20 protein-coding genes are annotated in these 22,984 nt (G+C 44.5%); 14 read left to right on the plus strand and 6 right to left on the minus strand.

Annotated features, from left to right (window positions below; translation table 11 throughout):
* Positions 1 to 46: 46 nt before the first annotated feature.
* Entirely contained in the window at positions 47 to 1,072 is a 1,026-nt protein-coding gene (locus tag AB4507_RS03680; protein ID WP_017069105.1) for an AraC family transcriptional regulator, read from the minus strand.
* Between the two features lie 369 nt (positions 1,073 to 1,441).
* On the opposite strand from AB4507_RS03680, the gene AB4507_RS03685 reads away from it, so the two are divergent.
* Both AB4507_RS03685 and AB4507_RS03690 read left to right on the plus strand, forming a co-directional pair.
* Complete coding sequence (locus AB4507_RS03685) at positions 1,442 to 3,025, plus strand: long-chain fatty acid--CoA ligase (RefSeq protein WP_372182242.1); 1,584 nt, start codon at positions 1,442 to 1,444, stop codon at positions 3,023 to 3,025.
* Positions 3,018 to 4,697 (plus strand): GMC family oxidoreductase, encoded by a 1,680-nt coding sequence (locus AB4507_RS03690; RefSeq protein ID WP_372182243.1) that lies wholly within the window; start codon positions 3,018 to 3,020, stop codon positions 4,695 to 4,697. The genes AB4507_RS03685 and AB4507_RS03690 overlap by 8 nt, the downstream gene beginning before the upstream one ends.
* Before the next feature lie 102 nt (positions 4,698 to 4,799).
* Here the strand turns inward: AB4507_RS03690 and trxC are convergent, their stop codons facing one another.
* On the minus strand, positions 4,800 to 5,234 hold the full coding sequence (gene trxC, locus AB4507_RS03695; protein WP_372182244.1) for a thioredoxin TrxC: 435 nt from the start codon (positions 5,232 to 5,234) through the stop codon (positions 4,800 to 4,802).
* 122 nt (positions 5,235 to 5,356) lie between these two features.
* Between trxC and AB4507_RS03700 the strand changes: the two genes are divergently transcribed.
* The 5 genes from AB4507_RS03700 (at position 5,357) to AB4507_RS03720 (ending at position 9,366) form a co-directional block, all read left to right on the plus strand.
* Positions 5,357 to 6,454, plus strand: coding sequence for a ketoacyl-ACP synthase III (locus AB4507_RS03700; RefSeq protein WP_102333615.1), 1,098 nt, complete (start codon positions 5,357 to 5,359; stop codon positions 6,452 to 6,454).
* Between the two features lie 22 nt (positions 6,455 to 6,476).
* The gene (locus tag AB4507_RS03705) at positions 6,477 to 6,941 is read left to right on the plus strand and encodes a GNAT family N-acetyltransferase (RefSeq protein ID WP_029235379.1); all 465 of its coding nucleotides are present in this window, start codon (positions 6,477 to 6,479) and stop codon (positions 6,939 to 6,941) included.
* 97 nt (positions 6,942 to 7,038) lie between these two features.
* Positions 7,039 to 8,271: a glycosyltransferase gene (locus tag AB4507_RS03710; RefSeq protein WP_372111464.1), complete on the plus strand. Its 1,233-nt coding sequence runs from the start codon at positions 7,039 to 7,041 to the stop codon at positions 8,269 to 8,271.
* 202 nt (positions 8,272 to 8,473) lie between these two features.
* Positions 8,474 to 8,935 (plus strand): YeeE/YedE family protein, encoded by a 462-nt coding sequence (locus AB4507_RS03715; protein WP_010429747.1) that lies wholly within the window; start codon positions 8,474 to 8,476, stop codon positions 8,933 to 8,935.
* The gene (locus AB4507_RS03720) at positions 8,935 to 9,366 is read left to right on the plus strand and encodes a YeeE/YedE family protein (RefSeq protein ID WP_016787649.1); all 432 of its coding nucleotides are present in this window, start codon (positions 8,935 to 8,937) and stop codon (positions 9,364 to 9,366) included. The genes AB4507_RS03715 and AB4507_RS03720 overlap by 1 nt, the downstream gene beginning before the upstream one ends.
* A 163-nt stretch (positions 9,367 to 9,529) precedes the next feature.
* Here AB4507_RS03720 and AB4507_RS03725 read toward each other — a convergent pair whose 3' ends face one another.
* Complete coding sequence (locus AB4507_RS03725; RefSeq protein WP_017064569.1) at positions 9,530 to 10,405, minus strand: endonuclease/exonuclease/phosphatase family protein; 876 nt, start codon at positions 10,403 to 10,405, stop codon at positions 9,530 to 9,532.
* A gap of 303 nt (positions 10,406 to 10,708) precedes the next feature.
* Between AB4507_RS03725 and nrdD the strand changes: the two genes are divergently transcribed.
* Together nrdD and nrdG are read left to right on the plus strand one after the other, a co-directional pair.
* A complete protein-coding gene (gene nrdD, locus AB4507_RS03730) occupies positions 10,709 to 12,829 on the plus strand; it encodes an anaerobic ribonucleoside-triphosphate reductase (protein WP_102394372.1) in 2,121 nt (706 codons plus the stop codon).
* A gap of 155 nt (positions 12,830 to 12,984) precedes the next feature.
* Positions 12,985 to 13,455, plus strand: coding sequence for an anaerobic ribonucleoside-triphosphate reductase-activating protein (gene nrdG, locus AB4507_RS03735; RefSeq protein WP_017058260.1), 471 nt, complete (start codon positions 12,985 to 12,987; stop codon positions 13,453 to 13,455).
* 142 nt (positions 13,456 to 13,597) lie between these two features.
* Here the strand turns inward: nrdG and AB4507_RS03740 are convergent, their stop codons facing one another.
* Positions 13,598 to 15,025 (minus strand): MATE family efflux transporter, encoded by a 1,428-nt coding sequence (locus AB4507_RS03740; protein ID WP_372182246.1) that lies wholly within the window; start codon positions 15,023 to 15,025, stop codon positions 13,598 to 13,600.
* Between the two features lie 169 nt (positions 15,026 to 15,194).
* Between AB4507_RS03740 and AB4507_RS03745 the strand changes: the two genes are divergently transcribed.
* The 4 genes from AB4507_RS03745 to AB4507_RS03760 all read left to right on the plus strand — a co-directional run bounded on the left by AB4507_RS03745 (position 15,195) and on the right by AB4507_RS03760 (position 20,055).
* Entirely contained in the window at positions 15,195 to 16,031 is an 837-nt protein-coding gene (locus tag AB4507_RS03745) for an AraC family transcriptional regulator (RefSeq protein ID WP_017070518.1), read from the plus strand.
* A gap of 211 nt (positions 16,032 to 16,242) precedes the next feature.
* Positions 16,243 to 17,427: an amino acid aminotransferase gene (locus AB4507_RS03750; protein WP_017060118.1), complete on the plus strand. Its 1,185-nt coding sequence runs from the start codon at positions 16,243 to 16,245 to the stop codon at positions 17,425 to 17,427.
* A gap of 11 nt (positions 17,428 to 17,438) precedes the next feature.
* Complete coding sequence (locus tag AB4507_RS03755; protein ID WP_017069095.1) at positions 17,439 to 18,125, plus strand: ATP-dependent zinc protease; 687 nt, start codon at positions 17,439 to 17,441, stop codon at positions 18,123 to 18,125.
* 322 nt (positions 18,126 to 18,447) lie between these two features.
* Positions 18,448 to 20,055, plus strand: a complete 1,608-nt coding sequence (locus tag AB4507_RS03760) for an ABC-F family ATPase (RefSeq protein WP_080582218.1) — start codon at positions 18,448 to 18,450, stop codon at positions 20,053 to 20,055.
* A 137-nt stretch (positions 20,056 to 20,192) separates the two neighbouring features.
* Here the strand turns inward: AB4507_RS03760 and AB4507_RS03765 are convergent, their stop codons facing one another.
* Positions 20,193 to 20,717: a hypothetical protein gene (locus tag AB4507_RS03765; protein WP_017069094.1), complete on the minus strand. Its 525-nt coding sequence runs from the start codon at positions 20,715 to 20,717 to the stop codon at positions 20,193 to 20,195.
* 98 nt (positions 20,718 to 20,815) lie between these two features.
* On the minus strand, positions 20,816 to 21,193 hold the full coding sequence (locus AB4507_RS03770; protein ID WP_372182247.1) for a YgiW/YdeI family stress tolerance OB fold protein: 378 nt from the start codon (positions 21,191 to 21,193) through the stop codon (positions 20,816 to 20,818).
* 278 nt (positions 21,194 to 21,471) lie between these two features.
* On the opposite strand from AB4507_RS03770, the gene AB4507_RS03775 reads away from it, so the two are divergent.
* Positions 21,472 to 22,938: a cobyric acid synthase gene (locus AB4507_RS03775; RefSeq protein WP_372182248.1), complete on the plus strand. Its 1,467-nt coding sequence runs from the start codon at positions 21,472 to 21,474 to the stop codon at positions 22,936 to 22,938.
* Positions 22,939 to 22,984 lie beyond the last annotated feature (46 nt).

A 22,984-nucleotide genomic window follows, 5' to 3' on the forward strand; every position in this document is an offset into this window, starting at 1 on the left:
AGCGTGATTGTCTTTTTATGATTTGGATTGAGTGGGATTTTAAGTGTTAGACCGTTTCTTTACGGTATTGACGTGGCGAGTTACCACTCCACTTACGAAAGGCATGACGAAAGTTAGCGCTATCAGAAAAGCCAACTCGTTCAGATATCTCTTCAATACTCATTCGAGTTGAAGAAAGGTAGTGCCGGGAAAGGTGAAAGCGAACATGGTCCAGTATCTTCTGATAGCTCGTATCCGCTGCTTTCAGGTGACGACGCAGAGTTCGAGAAGACATGCCCAGTTCTGAAGAAATGGATTCTATAGAAGGGTAACATCCTGGCCTTTCAATCAGCATCTGAGAGACTTTCTCTTTGAGGCTACTGGGTGCACTGACTTTTGCCAACATGTCATCACACGATTTTAAGCACATCTGTAAAGTGATGGGGTTGGCGGTAGGAAGAGATGAATACAAGGTGGTTGCGTCGAACTCCCATTCAAGCCGGTCACTATTGAATTCAACCGGGCAGCGGAAAATCTCTGTGTATAGATCGCCGTATTCAGGTTTTGGATAGGGGAAGCGGATCACTTGAGAAGGAAAGGGCTGCTGTAAGACCTCTTCGCACAAACTGTGTATCGCCGCGAACCAGTATTCACAACAAAAGGGCAGTAAAGAATCGAGTTCGATAAGTTGCTCTGCGCGAAAGTAACCAATGTTGTCTTCTACAGACATGGTTTTCCTGAGGACAGGGCCAGCAAGTTGCAAATACTTGAACCCGATTAAAAAGGCATCGAGTAGAGTCTCGCTGCTAAACACCGCATAACCGAGCACGCCGAAATCGCTGAACCTCGCTTGTTGGCCAACTTTAAGCCCCAATCCGTCTTCGTTGGAATTCGCTAACGCATTACTGAACACAGCTAGCTTTTGCGCCAAAGTGATGTGTGTATCAGGAGTGTTGAGTTGGAGAGCATCGATGTTACTGCCTTCGAGCAACTCTTCGATACTAAGAACAGGCGACAGGTAACGATGTAGCAACTGAAGATCCAGAATGCCGAATGCTTGCATGTCGGGTTCGTAAACTGCGGTGTATTCCATAAGCTGCCTCTTGTTGAATATCGATATCTTAACCGACCTTTTAACATTTACGCCTGTTGCTTGTTCTCACTTTCGCAAGCTTGTTCCAAATTTTGGTTTATGTGTGCAAGGTTTTATTGGGCTTGCGCAGGCTGTGTCCGAATATCACCGGTTTTTGTCTTTTTGAAACCTGTTCGGAATGTTATCAAAATGTTGTAATTTGTTGGGTTGCACATTGGAGCGTCACCAACATTTTGCTCAATAAATATTCTTACCTACATGACACGCCAATGTGCAGGCTCGTGATGACAAGAAAGACACTTATTACAACGATTAGAACGTCTACGGTGACCGTCACACACAGGTCTAAGCCGCATAAGGAGATCATGGATGCACAATCTTGCTGTTAATTTGGAGCGTAGCGCTTCGCTTTTTCCAACTAAAGCCGCTCTGCGTATGGGATCGGATGAAATCAGCTTTTCTCAGTTAGAACAACTTTCTGGAAACGTGGCTGCTAACTTGAAAAGACTTGGGTTGCAGAAGGGAGATAAGGTCGCGCTGTCGTGTCCGAATGTGACTTATTTTCCCATTGCTTATTACGGCATTCTAAAAGCAGGCTGTGTCGTAGTGCCTTTAAACGTGTTGTTTAAGGCCAGAGAGATCGCTTATCACCTCAATGACTCTGACGCGAAAGCCTATTTATGTTTTGAAGGCAGTGAAGAGCTTCCAATTGGTCGCTATGGTTTACAAGGTTTTGAGCAGGCAAACCACTGTGAACACTTTGTCGAGATGCCTATCCCAACAAGTGCAGACACTACTTTAGAAAGAAATGAGCAGCATGAATCAATAGCTGATTGGTTGGCACAACCTTTGGCTCCTTTTGAATCTCTGGCTTGCCGGGGTGATGATACCGCTGTGATCCTTTATACCTCTGGCACGACGGGTCAACCCAAAGGGGCAGAGCTTTCTCACACCAACATGCAAACCAATGCGATGTCGTCACAGTATCTAATGAGATTGGAATACAGTGACACCACAATGGCTACGCTCCCTTTGTTCCACAGTTTTGGCCAGACAGTGATGATGAACGCGAGTGTGTTAACGGGTTCAACCATGGTGTTGATTCCTCGTTTTGAACCATCACTGGTTATTGAACAGATCATTAGCCATAAAGTCAGTGTCTTTGCTGGCGTTCCTACCATGTACATTGCGCTTCTTAGAGCCGGAGAAGAGTCATTAGAGCGCTCTGAACAGGTTAAACACAGCTTGAGGTTAGGTGTTTCTGGTGGTGCTTCTATGCCGCTTGAGGTTATACGACAGTTTGAGTCTCATTTTGAATTACCAGTCTTAGAAGGTTATGGGCTCTCGGAAACGGCGCCAGTTGCGACCTTTAATCATATTGATGGCGATCGTTTATCGGGTAGTGTCGGTCAGCCTTTATGTGGCCACCTCATCAAGATTACTGATATACAAGGCAACTCTGTCGCTATGGGTGAACTGGGCGAAGTCTGCATTAAAAGTCCAAGTGTGATGAAAGGCTATTATCAAAGGCCAGAGGCGACAGCTGAATCTATTCGTGACGGTTGGTTCTTAACGGGAGATATTGGACGCGTTGATGAGCACGGCAATTTGTTCATTGTTGACCGTGTGAAAGACATGATTATTCGTGGTGGGTATAACGTTTATCCACGTGAAGTTGAAGAAGTGTTGATGTGTCACCCCGATGTCGAAATGGTCGCGGTGGTAGGCGAGCATCATGATCATTTAGGCGAGGAGATCCACGCGCATGTGGTGCGTCACGAACATACGCAATCTAATAGCGCAGCCTTGATAGCATGGTGTCGTGAGCAACTCGCCGACTACAAATACCCGCGTAAGGTATTCATTCGTAAAGCCTTACCCATGACAGCAACCGGAAAAATCTTGAAGCGTGAGTTACATCCACTAGAAATAGCGGAGGTGGCAAATGGATAGTTATGATTTTATTGTTGTTGGCGGTGGTTCAGCTGGGTGTGTGATGGCTTCTCGGCTGTCGGAAGATCCTGATGTGACGGTTTGCTTGTTAGAAGCGGGTGGTAAAGACACCAGCCCATTCATTCACACACCCGTTGGCGTGGTGGCGATGATGCCAACCAAACTCAATAATTGGGCATTCGAAACGGTTGAACAGCCGGGTTTGAACGGTCGTAAAGGCTATCAGCCTAGAGGTAAGACACTTGGCGGTTCTAGCTCTATCAATGCCATGATGTACGCTCGTGGACATCGCTATGACTACGATAGATGGGAAAGCTTGGGCAATGCTGGCTGGAACTATGAATCCTGTTTGCCTTACTTTAAGAAAGCAGAAAACAACGAAGTCCACCAAGATGAGTTCCATGGCCAAGGTGGTCCTCTTAATGTGGCCAATCTTAGATCGCCAAGCCCTATGTTGGAACGTTATTTAACGGCGTGTGAATCGATAGGTGTACCTCGCAATGAGGATATTAACGGCGCTGCTCAGTTTGGGGCGATGCCGACGCAGGTAACACAGCTGAATGGTGAACGATGCAGTGCTGCCAAGGCTTACTTAACGCCAAACCTTTCACGATCGAATCTCACGGTCTTGACTAAAGCCACCACACATAAGGTTTTGTTTGAAGGCAAGAAGGCGATTGGTGTTGAATATGGTTCTAGCGGAAAGCGTTATCAGATACGATGCAACAAAGAAGTGATTCTTTCCGCTGGCGCGTTTGGTTCTCCCCAATTGCTGTTACTGTCTGGTGTCGGTGCTCAAACTGAACTAGAGACACATGGAATCGAACAGGTTCATGAATTACCTGGAGTGGGCAAGAACCTTCAAGATCATATCGACTTAGTACATTCGTATAAATGCAGTGAAAAGCGTGAAACTTTTGGTATCTCGCTGCAAATGGCCTCTGAAATGACCAAAGCCTTACCACTATGGCACAAAGAACGCCGCGGTAAAATGAGCAGTAATTTTGCAGAGGGAATAGGCTTTCTCTGTTCCGAAGATCATATCGCTGTACCGGATTTAGAGTTTGTATTTGTGGTCGCTGTTGTAGATGACCATGCTAGAAAAATTCATACCAGTCATGGCTTTACCTCTCATGTCACCTTATTGCGACCGAAGAGCTACGGCACCGTAACGCTCAATAGTAATGATCCCTATGATCCGCCTAAGATCGATCCTGCGTTTTTCAGTCATCCTGAAGACATGGAGATCATGATTAAGGGCTGGAAGAAGCAGTATCAAATGTTAGAGAGTTCCGCGTTTGATGATATCCGAGGCAATGCTTTCTACCCTGTGGACGCCAGTGATGACAAGGCTATCGAGCAAGATATTCGCAATCGTGCAGACACTCAGTATCACCCGATCGGGACCTGTAAAATGGGACCTAGTAGCGATTCTTTAGCTGTGGTAGATAAAGATCTCAAAGTTTATGGATTGGATAATTTGAGAGTCATTGATGCTTCTGTGATGCCGACACTGATTGGGGCAAACACCAATGCACCAACCATTATGATTGCTGAGAAAGTCGCAGATCAAATCAAACAGCAATACGGGTTTGGCAAGCAAGAATCTAATATTCAAGCGAAAGGCGAAGCTGTAGTTTTATTCAAGAAGTTAAGTGATAACCATAAATAAAACAGTAGGTTAGATAGTCTTGATTTGGTAAGACTCTCTAACCTATTTTTGTGTGCTTACTTAGAATTAAGTAATGCTAAATCAATAGCTTAACCAATAGTATTACTTAGTTAGTGCTTGATTAAGCCACTGATCAAATTGACCTTTTGGCAGTGCACCGTTAATCGTATCAACACGTTGACCGTTCTTGAACACCATCACCGTTGGGATGCTTCTGATTTGATACATAGCCGCCAGTTGCTGTTGAGCTTCGGTATCAATTTTAACAAATCGAACATCGCCAGCGCGCTCTTTAGCGACATCGCTAAATACAGGTGCGAAACCTACACATGGGTTGCACCATGTCGCCCAAAAATCGACAACGACAGGCTGTGAACTGTTCAAAATTGATTGGAAATTCAGTGACGTACCTTCGATTGGTGCACCGTCTAGAAGTGCGTTTTGGCACTTACCACAAGTAGGGCTTTCTGAAATTCTTTCTGAAGGAACTCGGTTTACGCCACCGCAAGAAGGGCAACGTGTGTTGAATGTAGACATAACTTTCTCTTTTTATTGCGTCTCCGTGCCTAACGCGATTTACGAATCATGTACGGAACGCTTATACTGTTTAAAACAAGAATAAGATACTCAAATAAAAACAAACAATAAACAGGTAAATGATGACAAAATTTTACGCTGAAATTACGGGCTGGGGAAAGTGTCTGCCACCAGCCGTGCTATCCAATGATGATTTAAGCACTTTCATTGATACGTCTGACGAGTGGATTCGTACTCGAACTGGTATCGAAAATCGTCGTATCAGTCATGTAAATACCTCTGAGCTAGCGACCGTTGCTGCTCAACATGCAATGGCGTGTGCTGGTTTAACAGCCGAAGATATCGATCTTGTGATCGTAGCGACGTGCAGTCCAGACTCTCTTATTCCAAATACCGCGTCTAAAGTTCAACAGAACTTAGGCATCAAGAGCGCAGCAGCTTTTGACCTTAATGCAGCGTGTACAGGCTTTATCTACGGTGTTGAAACAGCAACTCGATTGATTCAAGCGGGCAACTACCGCAATGCGATCGTTGTGGGTGCAGAGCGTCTTTCATTCTTCATCGACTGGACCAAGCGTGATACTGCGGTTCTATTCGGTGATGGCGCTGGCGCTGTGGTTTTATCGCGTACTGAAGAACAAGTGGGTTTACAAGAAGCTCAAATCGGTTGTGACGCAGAGGGCCGTGACATTCTAGCAGTACCAAAATTCGGTACGTCTATGGACCGCTTTGCTGCTGATAACGGTTACTGGGATTTTGATTTCGTTGGTAAAGAGATCTTCAAGCGTGCAGTGAAAGGAATGGGCGCTGCAGCACATACAGTATTGAGTCGCACTGGCATCTCAACTGAAAACATCGATGTTGTGATTCCGCACCAAGCGAACATCCGAATTATTCAAACTCTGTGTGATATGGCGGGCATTGAACGTGAGAAAGCGTTTGTGAACATTCAAAACTACGGCAACACATCGGCTGCGACTGTGCCGATTGCATTGTGTGAATCGTTAGAGCAAGGCTTTGTTAAACCTAACTCAAACATTCTTGTGGCGGCATTCGGTGCCGGTTTAACTTGGGGGGCAGGCCATATTAAGTGGGGTAGCCGTGTTGAGCCGTTAGGTCAATCGGACGCTAAGCTTCCAGAAGCAGATAGCTCGGCATTAGAACTTCTAGAGAGAGCCATTTTACACTGTAAAACGCGTCCTAATTCTGAGAATGAGTAGCAGCATGGCCCAAGTTCGTTTTATGACAGAAGCCGACCTCGATGGAGCGGCTTTAGTTCACCAAGCTACTTTTGTTCGACAGCAAAACTCAAAAAATTGGTTACAATGTAACTTAAATGCTGCGCCACGCTTTCTTAACTTTGTTGCTGAAAGCGATGGCGAGATTGTCGGCTACATTATTTGGGTTCAAAAGAGTGGGTTTAGGCCTGAAGCTGTTTTGGAGCTAGAACAACTTGCTGTGTTACCGAGTGCTCAGGGGCAAGGATTGGGCAAAAAGCTGATTCTAGACTCTTTGCCTCAAGTGAAGCAGAAGCTATCAGAGCAGGGCTCGACACTAAAACATGTATTAGTGACCACCAGAGCAGATAACTTTGCACAAAAGCTCTATCAGTCGACATTGGGCGCTCAAGTCGAAACCACGATTTCAAACTTTTACTCAGCCGATGAAGTGCTTATGATAGCTCGCAATGTAGGTGAACGAATCTGATCGCTGAGTTCTTAGAACCATTATTATCAGCGGCATAACTCGATTAACGTTTTATTAGGGGCTTCTGTGGCCCTTTTGTTATTTCTTAGGAAGTATTTTGAAGAAAGTTTTAGCAATTGGCTACGTTTGGCCAGAACCGAATTCATCGGCGGCTGGCAGCCATATGATGTCTCTTTTACGTCTATTTAAGAGACAAGGTTGGTCAGTTGAATTTGCAACACCCGCTCAAGAAACCGAGCACATGATTGATCTCTCTGAAGAGGGCATCACAAGCCAATCTATACAGTTAAATTGCGATAGCTTTGACGATTACATTGAAGAGCTGCAACCTGATGTTGTCATGTTTGACCGCTTTATGATGGAAGAGCAATTCGGCTGGCGCGTCGAGAAGGTATGTCCCAATGCCTTTAAGCTACTGGATACGGAAGACTTACAGTTTCTGCGTAATGCTCGACACGAAGCGGTTAAGAAAGAAACAGATCTGACCAAAGCACACTTGTACAGTGACTTGGCTAAACGTGAAATTGCCGCGATTTTGCGCTGTGATCTTTCGTTGATCATTTCAAGTTACGAGATGGAACTGCTTCAATCTGAGTTCAATATCGATCCCAAACTGCTTCATCATCTGCCGTTCATGGTTGATCTTAATACGCTTCCTGAAAGCACGAAAAGCTTTGAAGAACGTAAGCATTTCATGACGATAGGCAACTTTAGACACGCACCGAACTGGGATGCCGTACTTCAGCTACAGAAGATTTGGCCGAAGATTCGTAAACAGTTACCTGACACTGAACTTCATATTTATGGATCGTATCCGCCGCCAAAAGCAACCGCTTTGCATAACCCTAAAACTGGCTTCCATATCAAAGGTTGGGCGAAAGACGCTCAAGAAGTGATGGAAGATGCACGTGTTTGTGTTGCGCCATTACGTTTTGGCGCTGGCATTAAAGGCAAGTTACTTGATGCGATGAAGCTGCAAACTCCGAATGTAACCAGCGAGATCGGCAGTGAAGGCATGCTACCGCAAGGTGAACTGCAATGGCCGGGCGCAGTGTCAGATGATATTGATGAGTTTGTTGAACAAGCTGTCGCTCTTTATAAAGATGAAAAGAAATGGCTTAAAGCTCAAAGCCAATGTCATTCAATTCTTGAAGCGCACTATGAACAGAATCAACTGGGCGACAAATTGATCGAGCGACTGACTGCGCTAGGTTCTGAGCTTGATGCGCATCGACTGAATAATTTCTTTGGTTCAATGCTTAAGCACCATAGTATGGCGAGCACTAAGTACATGTCGCAATGGATTGCTGAGAAGAACAAGGTCAAATAGCTGTTCTTTACCAAAGACAGAATAAATCTTAAGCCCTTAGGTTAACGCCTAGGGGCTTTTTTCATGCAGGGCGCTTGTTAATTCCAGACTTACAAAACGACACATACTCGCAGTACATTAGCATTGACTAATTTATATTTATTAGTAAACTCTAATTTATAGGTTGTTATGAGTTTATGATGTTTGTGGATAGGAGAGGTTTGTGCTTAGTTTGATTCCTTGGGATGCTTTTTTCGGCGGCATGTTGTTAGGCGTGTCGGCCATTGTTTTAATGTTGGGGATTGGTCGAGTTGCTGGCATTAGTGGCATTGTCAGCCGATTATTGCCAACTGGCACCAGCAACAAAGAACGTAAAGATGCGGATACAGCAAACACCGAAAAACACTGGCGTATCGCCTTTGTTGTGGGAATGGTCGCAAGTGGTTGGCTATTAATTCCGACGGGCTACCAACTTCCGCAGTTAGAAGAGATGAATCTCGCTTTAGTGATTATTGCTGGCCTTCTGGTGGGCTTTGGTACTAAAACAGCGAACGGTTGTACTAGCGGGCATGGCATTGTCGGAATGGCGCGTTTATCTAAACGTTCTATTGTTGCGACCTGTGTATTTATGGGTGTGGCAATCGTAACCGTGTTTATCAAGAATCTGACTGGCTTGGGGGCATAATGAAAAACGCTTCATTTACTATCGTTATCGGTTTGGTCGCAGGTATTCTTTTTGGCTCTGGCATGATCATCTCAGGGATGGTTGATCCTGAGAAGGTACTCGGCTTCTTAGACATTACCGGTAACTGGGACATTAGTTTGGCATTCGTCATGGGTGGCGCGCTATTGGTCTTTGCACCGTTTTATCATCTGGTCATTAAAAAGCGCGCTAAAGCCATCAATGGCGAGCCGTTAGATAGCCGTAACAATCCGTTGATAGACAGAAAGCTGATTCTTGGATCTACAGCGTTTGGCTTAGGCTGGGGGATTGCAGGCTTTTGCCCAGGCCCTGCGGTAACCAGCCTAAGTGGCGGCAACCCGACGGTGTGGGTGTTTATGATAAGCATGCTGGTGGGAATGTGGCTGGCGGATCGTATGAACAAAACGTGTTAGTAGCAAGCTTATAGCTGATTACATTGGCTTTGACGTTATCCGTTCTGAGCTGACCAAGCATAGAGGTTGACTCGCTTTCAGCACGAAAGTCAGTCAGCCTCTTTCTATATTTACTGTTTCTATTATTTTCAGTTATCTACAATCTGCTGTTATCTAAAATCTACTATTTAATAGTCGTTGAAACTGGACAGTGGTCGCTGAGTTTGTAGTCCAGAACATCTTGTGTTTCAAATACCTTCTGCTTTGCAGGAGAAGCATTTAGCGACTCACTCACCACAATATGATCAATAACAGAGCGGAACTGATGTGTGCGATAATTGTTGCGGTTAGAGCGTACCTTACAATCTGCACGGGTCTTTCGTGTCGCTAACTGCGCATCAGTATATTGTGATAACTCTTTCCACATCCAATCTCGTGAGTAAGCGAGGTTATGGTTAAAGTCGCCAAGAATGGCGTAGTCTTCGTTATTGCGCTCTCTTTGCTTTATCCACTTGTTCAGTTGCTGAGCTTGCTCTTTTAAACGAGAGCAATCGCGGTTGGACTTATACGCTCCGCTACAACCTGCCTTTAAATGCACAGACAACATGTGAATGGGTTTAAAGTTTGTTTCTACAACGATATAGCTGGCAAACCTAAGTTTACTGTTGGATGTGGTTTCAAGCGGAAAGTCAGCGTAGTCGGTGAGGGCTACTCCTTTACGAACTGCAAATCCCGTGTATTGGTTAACTTCTTTAAATTGGCGGTTGCTGTTCTTAGATAGCGCCCGGTCAGACATCAATATCTTGTATTGATCACCAGCCACACGCTGAATGGCATTTACGTTATCGACTTCTTGAAACGCAACCACGTCTGCGTCTAAGGATTGAAAATAAGTTGCGAGTTTGTCGAAATCAGCTTGATCACGTTTGTCAGAAAACTTATTCACAGCCTCGTTGGTTGATAACCATTCGATATTCCAACTGGATATGGTCAAAGGTTCAGCAAATGTCTGGCTACTGAGTAAGCAGCCTAACATTATCCAGTTTTGAAGTCGTTTCATGCCAAATATCCCTAATTTTGTCTGCCAATATTGATGAGCCGTTATCCTACAACACTTACCAAAAATTCAACTCTTTTTAGGAGTTTTTTTATTGTTACATTGTTTCTTTTCGACTTGAGAACTAGCGTAATAATATTGAATTGATCTTAGTCAGCGTTCTCTTTTTATTGATCCAAATCAATACTCAAAGTTGGTGGTTCTCGTTAAATACGCCACAATATCTAGTGTTAGTTAAACGATAAATCGCTCTATATAGTGTGTTTGTGGATAAGTCTGTGAATACCTCAAGAGTAAGGAGAAGTGGTGAAATCAATCGTAATCAAGCGTGATGGCTCAAGAGCTCCATTCAGTAGAGATCGCATCCAAGCTGCAGTGGAAGCAGCATCAGACAAAGCCGATAAGGAAATTGCTATTTATGCACTGAATGTGGCATTAGCAGTTGAGTTGAAGCTCGAAGACTACGATGAAGTTCATATCTCTGAAATTCAAACCATGGTCGAGAACGAGCTAATGCAGGGACCATACAAGTCTCTGGCTCGTGCCTACATTGAATATCGTCATGACCGCGACATCGCCCGTGAGAAGCAAAGCGCTTTAACTCGTGAGATCGAAGGTTTGATCGAAGAAAGCAACGTTGATCTAATCAATGAAAACGCGAACAAAGATGGCAAAGTAATCCCAACTCAGCGTGACCTGCTGGCGGGTATCGTGGCTAAACACTATGCGAAAACTCACATTTTGCCACGTGATATCGTACATGCTCACGAATGTGGTGATATTCACTACCACGATCTAGACTACGCACCGTTCTTCCCAATGTTTAACTGCATGCTTATCGATCTGAAAGGCATGTTAACGCATGGCTTCAAGATGGGTAACGCGGAAATCGACACACCTAAGTCTATTTCTACGGCGACAGCGGTAACCGCGCAGATCATCGCGCAAGTGGCGAGTCACATCTACGGCGGCACAACGATTAACCGCATCGATGAGGTTCTTGAACCTTACGTTATGGCGAGCTACGAGAAGCACTTATCGCTAGCGAAAGAGTGGGATATTCATAGCCCAGAAGCTTTTGCTATCTCTCGCACAGAGAAAGAGTGTTACGACGCGTTCCAATCTCTGGAGTACGAAGTAAACACGCTGCACACCGCTAATGGTCAAACACCATTCGTGACGTTTGGTTTTGGTTTAGGTGAAAGCTGGGGCTCGAAATTGATTCAGCAATCAATCTTGAAAAACCGCATTGCAGGTTTGGGTAAGAACCGTAAAACAGCCGTGTTCCCTAAACTGGTATTTGCGATCAAAGATGGTTTGAACCACCAGAAGCAAGATCCAAACTACGACATCAAGCAATTAGCGCTAGAGTGTGCGTCTAAGCGTATGTACCCAGACATTCTTAACTACGACAAAGTAGTAGAAGTGACAGGGTCATTTAAAACTCCTATGGGTTGTCGTAGCTTCTTGAATACTTACGAAGAAAATGGTGAGTTGATTCACGAAGGCCGTAACAACTTAGGTGTTGTTAGCTTGAACTTGCCACGTATTGCGATTAACGCAAAACAAGATATGGCTAAGTTCTACGAACTGCTTGATGATAAACTCAAGCTGGCTCGTCGTGCATTAGAAACTCGTATTTCTCGTCTAGAAAACGTGAAAGCGCGTGTTGCTCCAATCCTATACATGGAAGGTGCGTGTGGCGTTCGCTTGAAAGCAGACGACTCTATTGCAGACATCTTCAAGAACGGCCGCGCGTCTGTTTCTCTTGGTTACATTGGTATCCACGAAGCGATGACAGCACTTTACGGTACTGACGTTCACCTGTATGACGATGGCGAAATGCGTGCTAAAGCGCTTGAGCTAGTGGAGTACATGAAGCGTGAAGTGGAATCTTGGACGAAAGAGACAGGTTACGCATTCAGCCTATACGGCACACCAAGTGAAAACCTATGTAGCCGTTTCTGCAGCATCGACACCAAAGAATTTGGTGTGATTGATGGTGTGACAGACCGTGGTTACTACACCAACAGCTTCCACTTAGATGTGCAGAAGACAGTGAACCCATACGACAAGATCGATTTCGAGATGCCTTATCCTGAAATTTCTAGCGGTGGTTTTATCTGTTACGGCGAATTCCCGAACATGCAGAAGAACATCGAAGCACTAGAAAACGTATGGGATTACAGCTACACACGTGTTCCTTACTACGGCACTAACACACCGATTGATGAGTGTTACGAATGTGGTTACAACGGTGAGTTCGACTGTACAAGTAAGGGCTTTACGTGTCCTAAATGTGGCAACCATGACTCAACCAAAGTATCGGTGACGCGCCGTGTTTGTGGTTACCTTGGTAGCCCAGATGCACGACCATTTAACTTCGGTAAGCAAGAAGAAGTTAAACGCCGCGTGAAGCATCTTTAGTAAGCTCTAAGATTATTAGCTAGCTTACTTAGAAGAGCTACGTTTCAAGAAATATGTTTGGTATCGGCGCTATGTCGATACCAATTCATTTGTTTCAACTCTCGCTACTTTTCGAGTTAAACCATTAAGCCATCACGAGTTTTCAATACTGCCTTATGAATTATCACCAATATCACCCAATCGACGTTGTAAATGGCCCTGGAACACGCTGCACTTTGTTTGTGTCGGGTTGTGTACACCAGTGTCGCGGGTGTTATAACCAATCAACGCAAAGGTTGGACTCCGGGCATTTGTTTACTCAAGAGCTGCAAGACCACATTATCGCTGATCTCAATGATCCACGAATCAAGCGTCGTGGCTTGTCGCTTTCAGGTGGTGATCCTCTTCATCCTGCAAATGTATCTGAAGTGCTTAAGCTTGTTCAGCGTGTAAAAGCAGAATGTGAAGGCAAAGACATCTGGATGTGGACGGGCTACGAGCTCGATGAGCTTGATGAAAAGCAAAAGCAAGTACTTGAATACGTAGATACTTTGATTGATGGTCGTTTTGAACAAGATAAAGCGGATCCAATGTTGGATTGGCGTGGTAGTTCAAACCAAATCATCCATCGATTTACCGACTTATAAGCTTGTTCTAATTCAGGACTCTTGTAAAAGGAATAGAAACAGGAAAAAGGGCATCATCGTTAGCGCAATGCTACAAATCAGCCCTTGGGTGTGAGTTCTTTTGATTCTATCGCCTGCACGTCAGTGTCGGTTTGGCGCTTGCTTAAATAGGAATGTGCTCAGGCTCGTCGATTAGGTTGTTTATCCATTTCTTGGATTGAATCCTATGACTGGTCAGAATTATTTTGGCGAGCTCTTCCAGCAGTACAATCATCAAAACCCATTCTAGCGGCCAACCCAACACCAGCGCAGTAAAGTAGGCAAGGGGGATACCGATTGCCCATTGGCCAAACAAGTCGATGAATATACTGTAGTTGATGTCTCCACCACTTTTCAGCACGCCACCAATACCAACCATATTGAAGACTCTTAGTATCATGCCGAGTGCCATGACTAAGGTGACGTTAACGGCTGTCTCTTTGAGCTCTAAGTGAGTAAGGCCGATCATGTATACGATCGCGGGTTTAGCAAACCAACACACCAAGGCTAATATAGCCGCAAGCCCACAGCTGACCAATACATAACCCCATGCGGTGTTCTCAACACGTTGATAGTTCTTCGCGCCGATCTCGTTGCCTAGAATGATCGAAGCGGCGACCGCAAACCCCATGAACGCCGAGATCAAGATACTTTCTACTGGCGATAACAGCGAAATGATCGCAAGCTCTCCAACACCCATTTGCCCAACTATCACGTTATAAATAAGAATCCCGCCCGCCCATGCTGTGTCATGAACCAACATAGGTATTGCTATCGTGAAGTACTTCTTTCTATGCTTCGGTAATATCGCTTCTCGCCAATTACTTAATGTCGGGAATAGATGCGCGTAGTGTTTCTTCGCCATGATAAGCAGCGCTATCGTCTGAAAGAATCGAGACACCGTGGTGCCAATAGCCGCACCAACTACGCCCAGTTCTGGAAATTCAAACAAACCAAAGATCAACAATGCATTGAGAATCGCATTAACGATGATTGCCCAAATACTGATCTTGGTGGGTAGCTTGGCTTCGCCGACCGATCGCAGTGCGCTTTCTAAGGGCACTACGATCGCGGTACCAAAAAGGCTGGCTCCTGTTATCCAAAGGTAATCCGTTGCCAAGCGGACGTAATCAGGGTCTGAGGCCACCACAGACACGACTGATTCAGGAGCCAATGTATAAATCAACACAAAGGGGATGATGGTAAAGACAGACAATGCCCATGACTGTGCTAATGTGCGTCTAATTCCGTTGAAATCTCCCGCACCGAAATATTGCGAAGCTAGCACACTGACAGCGCCGCTAATCCCGGATACCATGATCAAGTTGAAGAAAAATATGCGGTTACCCACACCAACCGCCGCAGTTGCAGAGTCACCCAGTTGGTTAACCATAAAAATATCGACCACGCCGAGTAATGAAAACAACATGGTTTGTAGCGATACAGGCAAACCGATGTGTAAAAGCTTTTGCCAAAAATCTTTGTCTAGATGAAGATATGTCGAGCGCATCGCATTTCCCCTGTGGTTAATATGCGAGAAGTTTATCGGCATTTGTTTAGGCTGTATTGTTCAGGTTCATCACAAACTTTTGCCAAACTATCTATTTTCAAAAGCTGTCTATTTGTCAAAACGATCTGTTTTCAAAATCATCTATTCCAAAACTATCGAATGACTAAAGTGGCGATTTAATTGCAGGCAAACCTAATGAGCGACCAGTGAAATGAGTGAGAAACACGAACGGTACGAGATCTCTGATCAGACACACCAAGAGTTTGTCGATCAAAGCCATGTATTGGCATTCGAAGAATTGGGTATCGTTCAGTGTGGGACGGCGTCGTGCCGAGATTTCTTTTCTGTCCATCGGAAGAATCCACAGAAACACATGCTGCTTTACACGGTTAGGGGCAAAGGGTGGTTAGAAAGTGGGGCGTGTCGCTATATTCTAGAGCCGGGGTCGTGCATTACTGTGCCTGCAGGCGTTGAGAATGGCTTTGGGATTGAAGAAGAAACATGGCAGATAGCGTGGATCTTTCTATCGCCTGATAAGCATTGGGATAATGTCGTCAATGATGAAGTGAGTTATACGCTCTCTCCTGCAGCCGAAGTCGTCTCGTCTTGTATTCATACCTTGCTGAGAAGTATTGCCTTGCCCATTGATTTAGGCGGAGCGATTGCCATTCACAGCGTAGCCCAAATAGAGTTCATGATTAATGCACCAGTCCCGCAGCAACAGTCTCGAAATTTGATTCGCTTGAGACGTGTGTTCGACAGTGTTCAAAAGCAGCTTCATAAAGAGTGGAATGTGCATGAGCTAGCAAACCTATTTCCTTGTTCAGAGCCGCACTTCCATCGTTTGTGCCAACGTTATTACTCTCATAGCCCGATGACTCATATTATGCGTATGAGAATGGAATACGCTGCTCGTTTGTTGAAATCGAGTGATTGGTCGATTCAACATATTGGCGAGATCGTGGGGTACCCGAATGCAGCGAACTTTAGTACTCGATTTAAAGCTTGGTCGGGCATGACACCAAGGCAATTCAAACAAGGCATTTAGCTGAGAATCAACAAGGTACTTCTTAAACAAGCTACTGCTCTTTTGATAAAGCACTAAAAGTGTTCGAAATTTACGCTGTTTTGTGACGTAAAATGACCAATCTCTGTTTACTTATTCTAACTAAGCGCTTCTATTAAAAAATGTTTCTGATTTGTCTACGATAATGTTAACGTGAAACTCATTACTTGAATTTCAAAGGGTTGTGACTTTCATGTTTTCACATCTACCAAAACCAACTTTAGATCCAATTCTATCTCTTTCTGTTGCTTACCGCGGCGATACTCGTACTGATAAAGTCGACTTAGGCATTGGCGTTTACAAAAACGATCAAGGCGAAACTCCGATCATGAAAGCCGTTTCTATGGCTCAAGATATCGTTGTTGAAACGCAGAAAACCAAAGCTTACGTTGGCCTAGCAGGCTGTGAAGAGTTCAACCAGAGCATGGTTGATCTGCTGCTTAAAGGGACTTCTGCAATGGATCGCGTTGCTGCGATTCAAACACCGGGTGCAAGTGGTGCACTTCGCATGTTGGGTGACTTAATGAAAGTTTCTCAACCAGACACCACGGTTTGGATTTCAAACCCAAGCTACGTTAACCACAAACCGGTGATGGAAGCGGCAGGCTTAAAAGTTCGATATTACAATTACTTCAGTCCTGAAACGAAGCAAGTTGATACTGCAAGAATGTTGGATGACCTTTCAAAAGCGGGTCCATCAGATGTGGTACTACTGCACGGTTGCTGTCATAACCCAACGGGTGCGGATATCGACTTTGAGGCGTGGCAGGAAATTACCAAACTATCGCAGAAAAATGGCTTCTTGCCGTTCGTTGATATTGCTTACCAAGGCTTTGGTGATGGCTTAGAAGAAGACGCAAAAGGTCTTCAACACATGGCTAACAACGTCGAAGAGATGTTGATTACGACATCTTGCTCGAAGAACTTCGGTTTATACCGTGAAAGAACGGGTGCCGCTATCGTGATTGGCAAAAACAGCGAACACGTTGGCAATGCTAAAGGTAAGCTTCTAACGCTTGCTCGTTCAACTTACACAATGCCGCCAGATCATGGTGCAGCTTTGGTTAAAACAATTCTTCAGAATCAAGAGCTAACCTCGATTTGGAAGCAAGAATTGAGTGAAATGCAGCAACGTTTGTTAAATCTGCGCCAAAGTTTATGTGATGAATTGCGAAATACTTATAACACGTCACAATTTGACTTCATTGAAAGCCATAAAGGCATGTTTAGTGTACTAGGCTTTAAAGAAACTCAAATGAATCAATTACGTGAAGAATATGGAGTCTATGGTGTTGGTGATGGACGCATCAATATCGCAGGCCTTTCCGAATCTCATATTCCTTATGTAGCAAAAGCGATAGCAAACGTTTCAAAATAGAAGGTGACTGAATGTATAATTGGAAAGCGATTGTAGTTTTAATGCTAAGTGGTGGCCTGTTTGCTTGTTCGGCTACAACTCAAGCTCCTGTTGAGCCAGAGCAAAAGCCTCAAATCGAACAACCTGTTGTGGATGACTCTTCAAAAACTGACGCAACAGAAGGCGAGAAAGTAACGGAACCTACTGAGAAGCCTGAAGAAGTAAAACCAACTGAGCCGGAAGTAAAACCTGCACCTGTTGAAAAACCAGTAGAGAAGGTTAGAAAAACAAGTGATGGCAAACTGATTCTTGGTGAAGAAGAGTGGGTGTTTGTTCCTGGTTTAAAAGAAGCGTTTAAAGCACGTGTCGATACCGGTGCAACAACCTCTTCAATCAGTGCAGTTGATATTGTTGATTTTGAACGTGACGGCAAAGACTGGGTTAAGTTCAAGATTGAACACGACGGAATTACAACTGAAGAGATCAGCTTACCAGTAGAACGCTGGGTTAAGATCAAGCAATCAAGCGCAGAAGGCACACAACGACGCGCTGTGGTTGTAGCTTCGATTCAAATTGGCGATCTAAAAGACAAAACTGAATTTACGCTAGCCGACCGAACGCATCTTTCTTTCCCACTTCTGTTGGGTAGAAGCTTCTTTAGAGATGTTGCGGTTGTCGACGTGAGCAAAAAATACGTTCAGAAGAAAATTACTAAATAACAAGTTCTGCTCGTCATCAAAGCTTTTCGTTTGAAGAGCTATAGTTTCAAAGGTGACGAGCTTAAAAGACTTTTAGTGTTGATAAATGAAATCCCTACCAGTTCTGCTGGTGGGGATTTTTTATTTACACCCCATAACGTATGAAAAGCATCTAAATGGTCTATGTTTACTATTCGTTTACTGTTTAGCCTCGACAACGTGATCGAGATCTCTATATAATCCGCGCTTCGATTTTTGTTTAATCCATACTTTCGTACTTCTTATTTAGGTTCTTGAAATAGCCTAATAATTATCTGTCAGTACACGCTTAGGAATTAGTTCTTTGATATCTACCGCGAACATCACAATGCAATTTGGCGCAGAGCCGCTGTTTGAAAACATCTCTGCTAAATTTGGTAACGGCAACCGTTATGGTTTGATCGGCGCTAATGGTTGCGGCAAATCAACGTTCATGAAAATCCTAAGTGGCGCATTAACGCCAAGCTCGGGCAACGTTTCTATCACTCCAGGAGAAAAACTGGGTGTGCTAAGCCAAGATCAGTTCGCTTTCGAACAGTACAGCGTTATCGACGTTGTGATCATGGGCGACAGAAAACTTTGGGAAGTAAAACAAGAACGTGACCGCATTTACTCTTTGCCAGAAATGAGCGAAGACGACGGCATGAAAGTCGCAGAACTTGAAAGTGAATTCGCGGAAATGGATGGCTACACAGCAGAAAGCCGTGCTGGCGACATCCTAATTCAAGCGGGTATTGAAGAAGAGTTCCATTTCGGCTTGATGCAGCAAGTAGCTCCAGGTTGGAAACTGCGTGTGCTATTGGCACAAGCTCTGTTTGCAAACCCAGATATCCTGCTTCTTGATGAACCAACCAACAACTTGGACATTCACACGATCAACTGGCTTGCTGAAGAGCTAAACCAGCGTAAATGTACAATGATCATCATTTCGCACGATAGACACTTCCTGAACTCTGTGTGTACACACATGGCAGACATCGACTACGGTGAGCTACGTGTCTACCCTGGTAACTACGAGTACTTCCTAGAAGCATCTGGCTTGATTCGTGAACAGCTTTTAGCAAGCAACGCTAAGAAAGCGGCTGAAATCAGCGAGCTTCAAGATTTCGTAAACCGTTTTGGTGCTAACGCATCTAAAGCAAAACAAGCAAGCTCTCGTGCCAAGAAAATGGATAAGATCACGCTTGATGAAGTGAAATCATCGAGCCGTATGAGCCCATCTATTGATTTTGGCGAAGGTAAGAAACTACACCGTCAAGCGCTTGAACTTCAAGACCTTGGTCACGGCTTCGATGGCGAAACATTGTTTGCCGGTGGTAACTTGCTGCTTGAAGCGGGTACTCGTCTTGCGGTTATCGGTGAGAACGGTGTAGGTAAAACCACGCTGCTACGTTGCCTAGTTCAAGAGCTAGAGCAAAACGAAGGTATCGTAAAATGGTCTGAAAACGCATCTGTAGGCTACTGCCCACAAGATAGTACGTCTGACTTTGATAACGACCTGAGCATCTTCGATTGGATCTCACAATGGCGCACAGTGAAGCACGATGACCTTATGGTACGTGGCATTCTAGGTCGCCTATTGTTTACTGCTGACGATGCGAACAAAAAAGCGCGTAACTGTTCTGGTGGTGAGAAGAACCGTCTGTTATTCGGCAAGCTAATGATGCAAGACATCAACGTGCTTGTAATGGACGAACCAACCAACCACATGGACATGGAAGCAATCCAAGCCCTGAACGACGCGTTGAAGGTTTACACTGGCACGCTTATCTTCGTAAGCCATGACCGAGAGTTCGTTTCTTCATTAGCAACACACATCATCGATGTAAAAGATCAACAGCTAGTGAGCTTCCAAGGTACTTATGAAGAGTACTTAGATCACCAGAAAAAGATGCTGATGGTTAGCTTATAAAGCAAGTCGCTGGCTCAGGTCGTGAACGACTAAAAGCCAGCGAAACTAACAAACAAAAAAGCCCCGAACATTAATATGTTCGGGGCTTTTCTATGTAATACGTTTAGCTATTTATTACTCAGTAATTGAAATCTAGATTAGAATCCGAATCGAGCCGACATTAAGATTTGGTGGCCATATGTGCCGTTATTGCGCATATCAAGACCAACAGACAGTTGATCAGTTGAATGGAAACGAGCACCGATACCCAAAATTGAACGAGTGTCATCGTTGTCGATCAGTTGACCAAGGCGTGCGTTAACTTCAACGTTTGCCATTAACCAAGCTCTCAAGCCAAGGTTAATTTCTGTTTTGATGTGGTTATCGTCATTCCGTTCAATGTTGTGCAGTAACATTTGGCCAGTAACGTCAGCAAATTGACTGATTGGGCCGTTGAATCCCATACCTACCGCTGCATCCCAATCACTTTCAAATTCTGAATCGATACGAGCAACAAAATGAGAGTTCTGAGTGAACATTGTTGTGACTTCACCACCGAAAGTACTTGGGCTAGTACCCATGCGCAGCTCGAATGTGTTGTAGTTAAAGTTGTTTGCAGACGCAGAGAATGAACACAGTGCAGCGAGTCCTAAAAGGACAGTCTTATTCGTGCAACTTAGCATGGTGACTCCATATAAATTGTATTTTGCGGCAGTATAATACAAAAAAGCCTGCAATATGCAGGCCAATTATTTGAAGTCGGTATTTTTATATTAATCGCTTATAGAACCTGGATGTGGTCCACTTCGATTTCAGGTGTCTTACCACCTTCATATTCACCGAAGATACGAACTTTTGTATCAGCGGTCAGTGGTTGTGCTAGGCGGATATCATCATCAAGTTCGATTTGAATTTCACTCTGGCCATCAGAGAAGACAAACGTGTCATTCTTAAGTTGACGAACGATCTTGCCATCCACAATTGCTTCTTGCTCTGCGAACATGCTTGTGTCGGCAAGTAGTGTCGCAACAGAAACGGTTTCAATTGGGCCAGTATAAGCAATAGCGCTTTCGTGCTTGTTGTTGTTGTGGTCACTAGCCATTGCGAAAGTAGGAGCAAGGATAATAGTAGATGCGATAGCTAATACAGTTTTTTTCATGGTGAATCCCTTAATGTTGTTTTTAGTAGAAACGTTTTTCTGAATTTGAAACGTTTCTTTTCGTTAGTACGTTTTTTGTTGAAGCGCCTGTTATCGTTCACAAGCTTCGTTTCGATGGAGCTATTAAACAACACTGGGGTTGAATCCAGAGTGAGTAACACATTCATTTTCCATTCATTTTATTGAGCATCTACTCGGCAATGACGTTAAGATGGTCGCAGAGAAATATTGCCCACAGCTATAAATTGAAAATTAAGAAATTAAGGATTTAAGTACAAATGCGAGCACCATTAAGTGCCCTTATGGTTCAAGGGACAACGTCAGATGCCGGAAAAAGTGTTTTGGTGGCAGGTTTATGCCGTGTTTTGGCAAGGAAAGGAATCAAAGTGGCACCTTTTAAGCCACAAAACATGGCGTTGAACAGTGCTGTGACAAAAGATGGTGGCGAAATTGGCCGTGCTCAAGCGGTTCAGGCGCAAGCTTGTAATATAGAGCCAACCGTTCACATGAACCCTGTATTGCTAAAGCCCAACTCAGATACCGGCGCGCAAGTGATTTTGCAAGGCCGAGCGCTGAGCAACATGGAAGCGACGGGTTATCATGATTACAAGAAAGTGGCGATGGATACAGTTATCGATTCGTTTGACCGACTTTCTGAAGAATATGAAAGCGTGATGATTGAAGGTGCGGGGAGCCCAGCCGAAATCAATCTTCGTGAAAATGATATCGCTAACATGGGATTTGCTGAGAAAGCGGACATCCCTGTGATCATCGTTGCTGATATTGACCGTGGTGGCGTTTTTGCGCATCTCTACGGGACATTAGCTCTATTGTCTGAATCTGAACAAGCTCGTGTAAAAGGCTTTGTGATAAATCGTTTTAGAGGCGATATCGCACTGCTTCAATCTGGCCTAGATTGGCTAGAGGAAAAAACCGGCAAGCCAGTCATTGGTGTTTTGCCATATCTGCATGGTTTTAACTTAGAAGCGGAAGATGCCATTACCTCTGCTCAAGAGTCTTACGGAGGAGCTAAGCTAAAGGTGGCGGTGCCAGTGCTAACCCGAATCAGCAACCATACAGACTTTGACGCGTTAAGATTGAATCCTTCGATTGATTTACGTTATGTCGGTAAAGGCGAACGTGTAAACAATGCTGATTTAATTATCTTGCCGGGTACAAAGTCGGTAAGAGCAGATTTGGATTACCTAAAAGAACAAGGCTGGGATAAAGATATTCAACGCCACCTGCGCTTAGGCGGCAAAGTGATGGGTATCTGCGGTGGCTACCAAATGTTAGGTAACATCATCCACGATCCTGATGGCGTTGAAGGGGAACCCGGCAGCAGCGAAGGGTTAGGGTATCTGGATACTGAAACGACCCTTACACAGCAGAAAACCTTAACCAACGTACGCGGCACCATGACGCTGGATGGCAAAACAGCACAAGTAAAAGGGTATGAAATCCACGTAGGTAGGACTGATGTCAAAGAAACAGCCTTACCGGTTCAGTTAGAATCTGGCAGCCTAGATGGCGCTGTGAATCAAGATAACTCGATTTTTGGTACTTACTTGCATGGCGTATTCGACAACAGTGATGCGTTGTCGCTTATTTGCGAATGGGCAGGAGCCAACGATGTGACCGCGATTGACCACGAACAGCTTAAAGAGCTGGGTATTAATCGAATCGCTGATGCCATCGAAGAGTACTTAAATCTTGATCTGCTTTGGCCAGAGTTAACAGCTTAAGCCGCCATTTAGAAGTTAGCTAAAGAACTTAAACGAACAATAGATA

Origin of the sequence: Vibrio sp. 10N.222.54.A3, assembly GCF_041474095.1 — a bacterium.
GTDB classification, from domain to species: domain Bacteria; phylum Pseudomonadota; class Gammaproteobacteria; order Enterobacterales; family Vibrionaceae; genus Vibrio; species Vibrio crassostreae_C.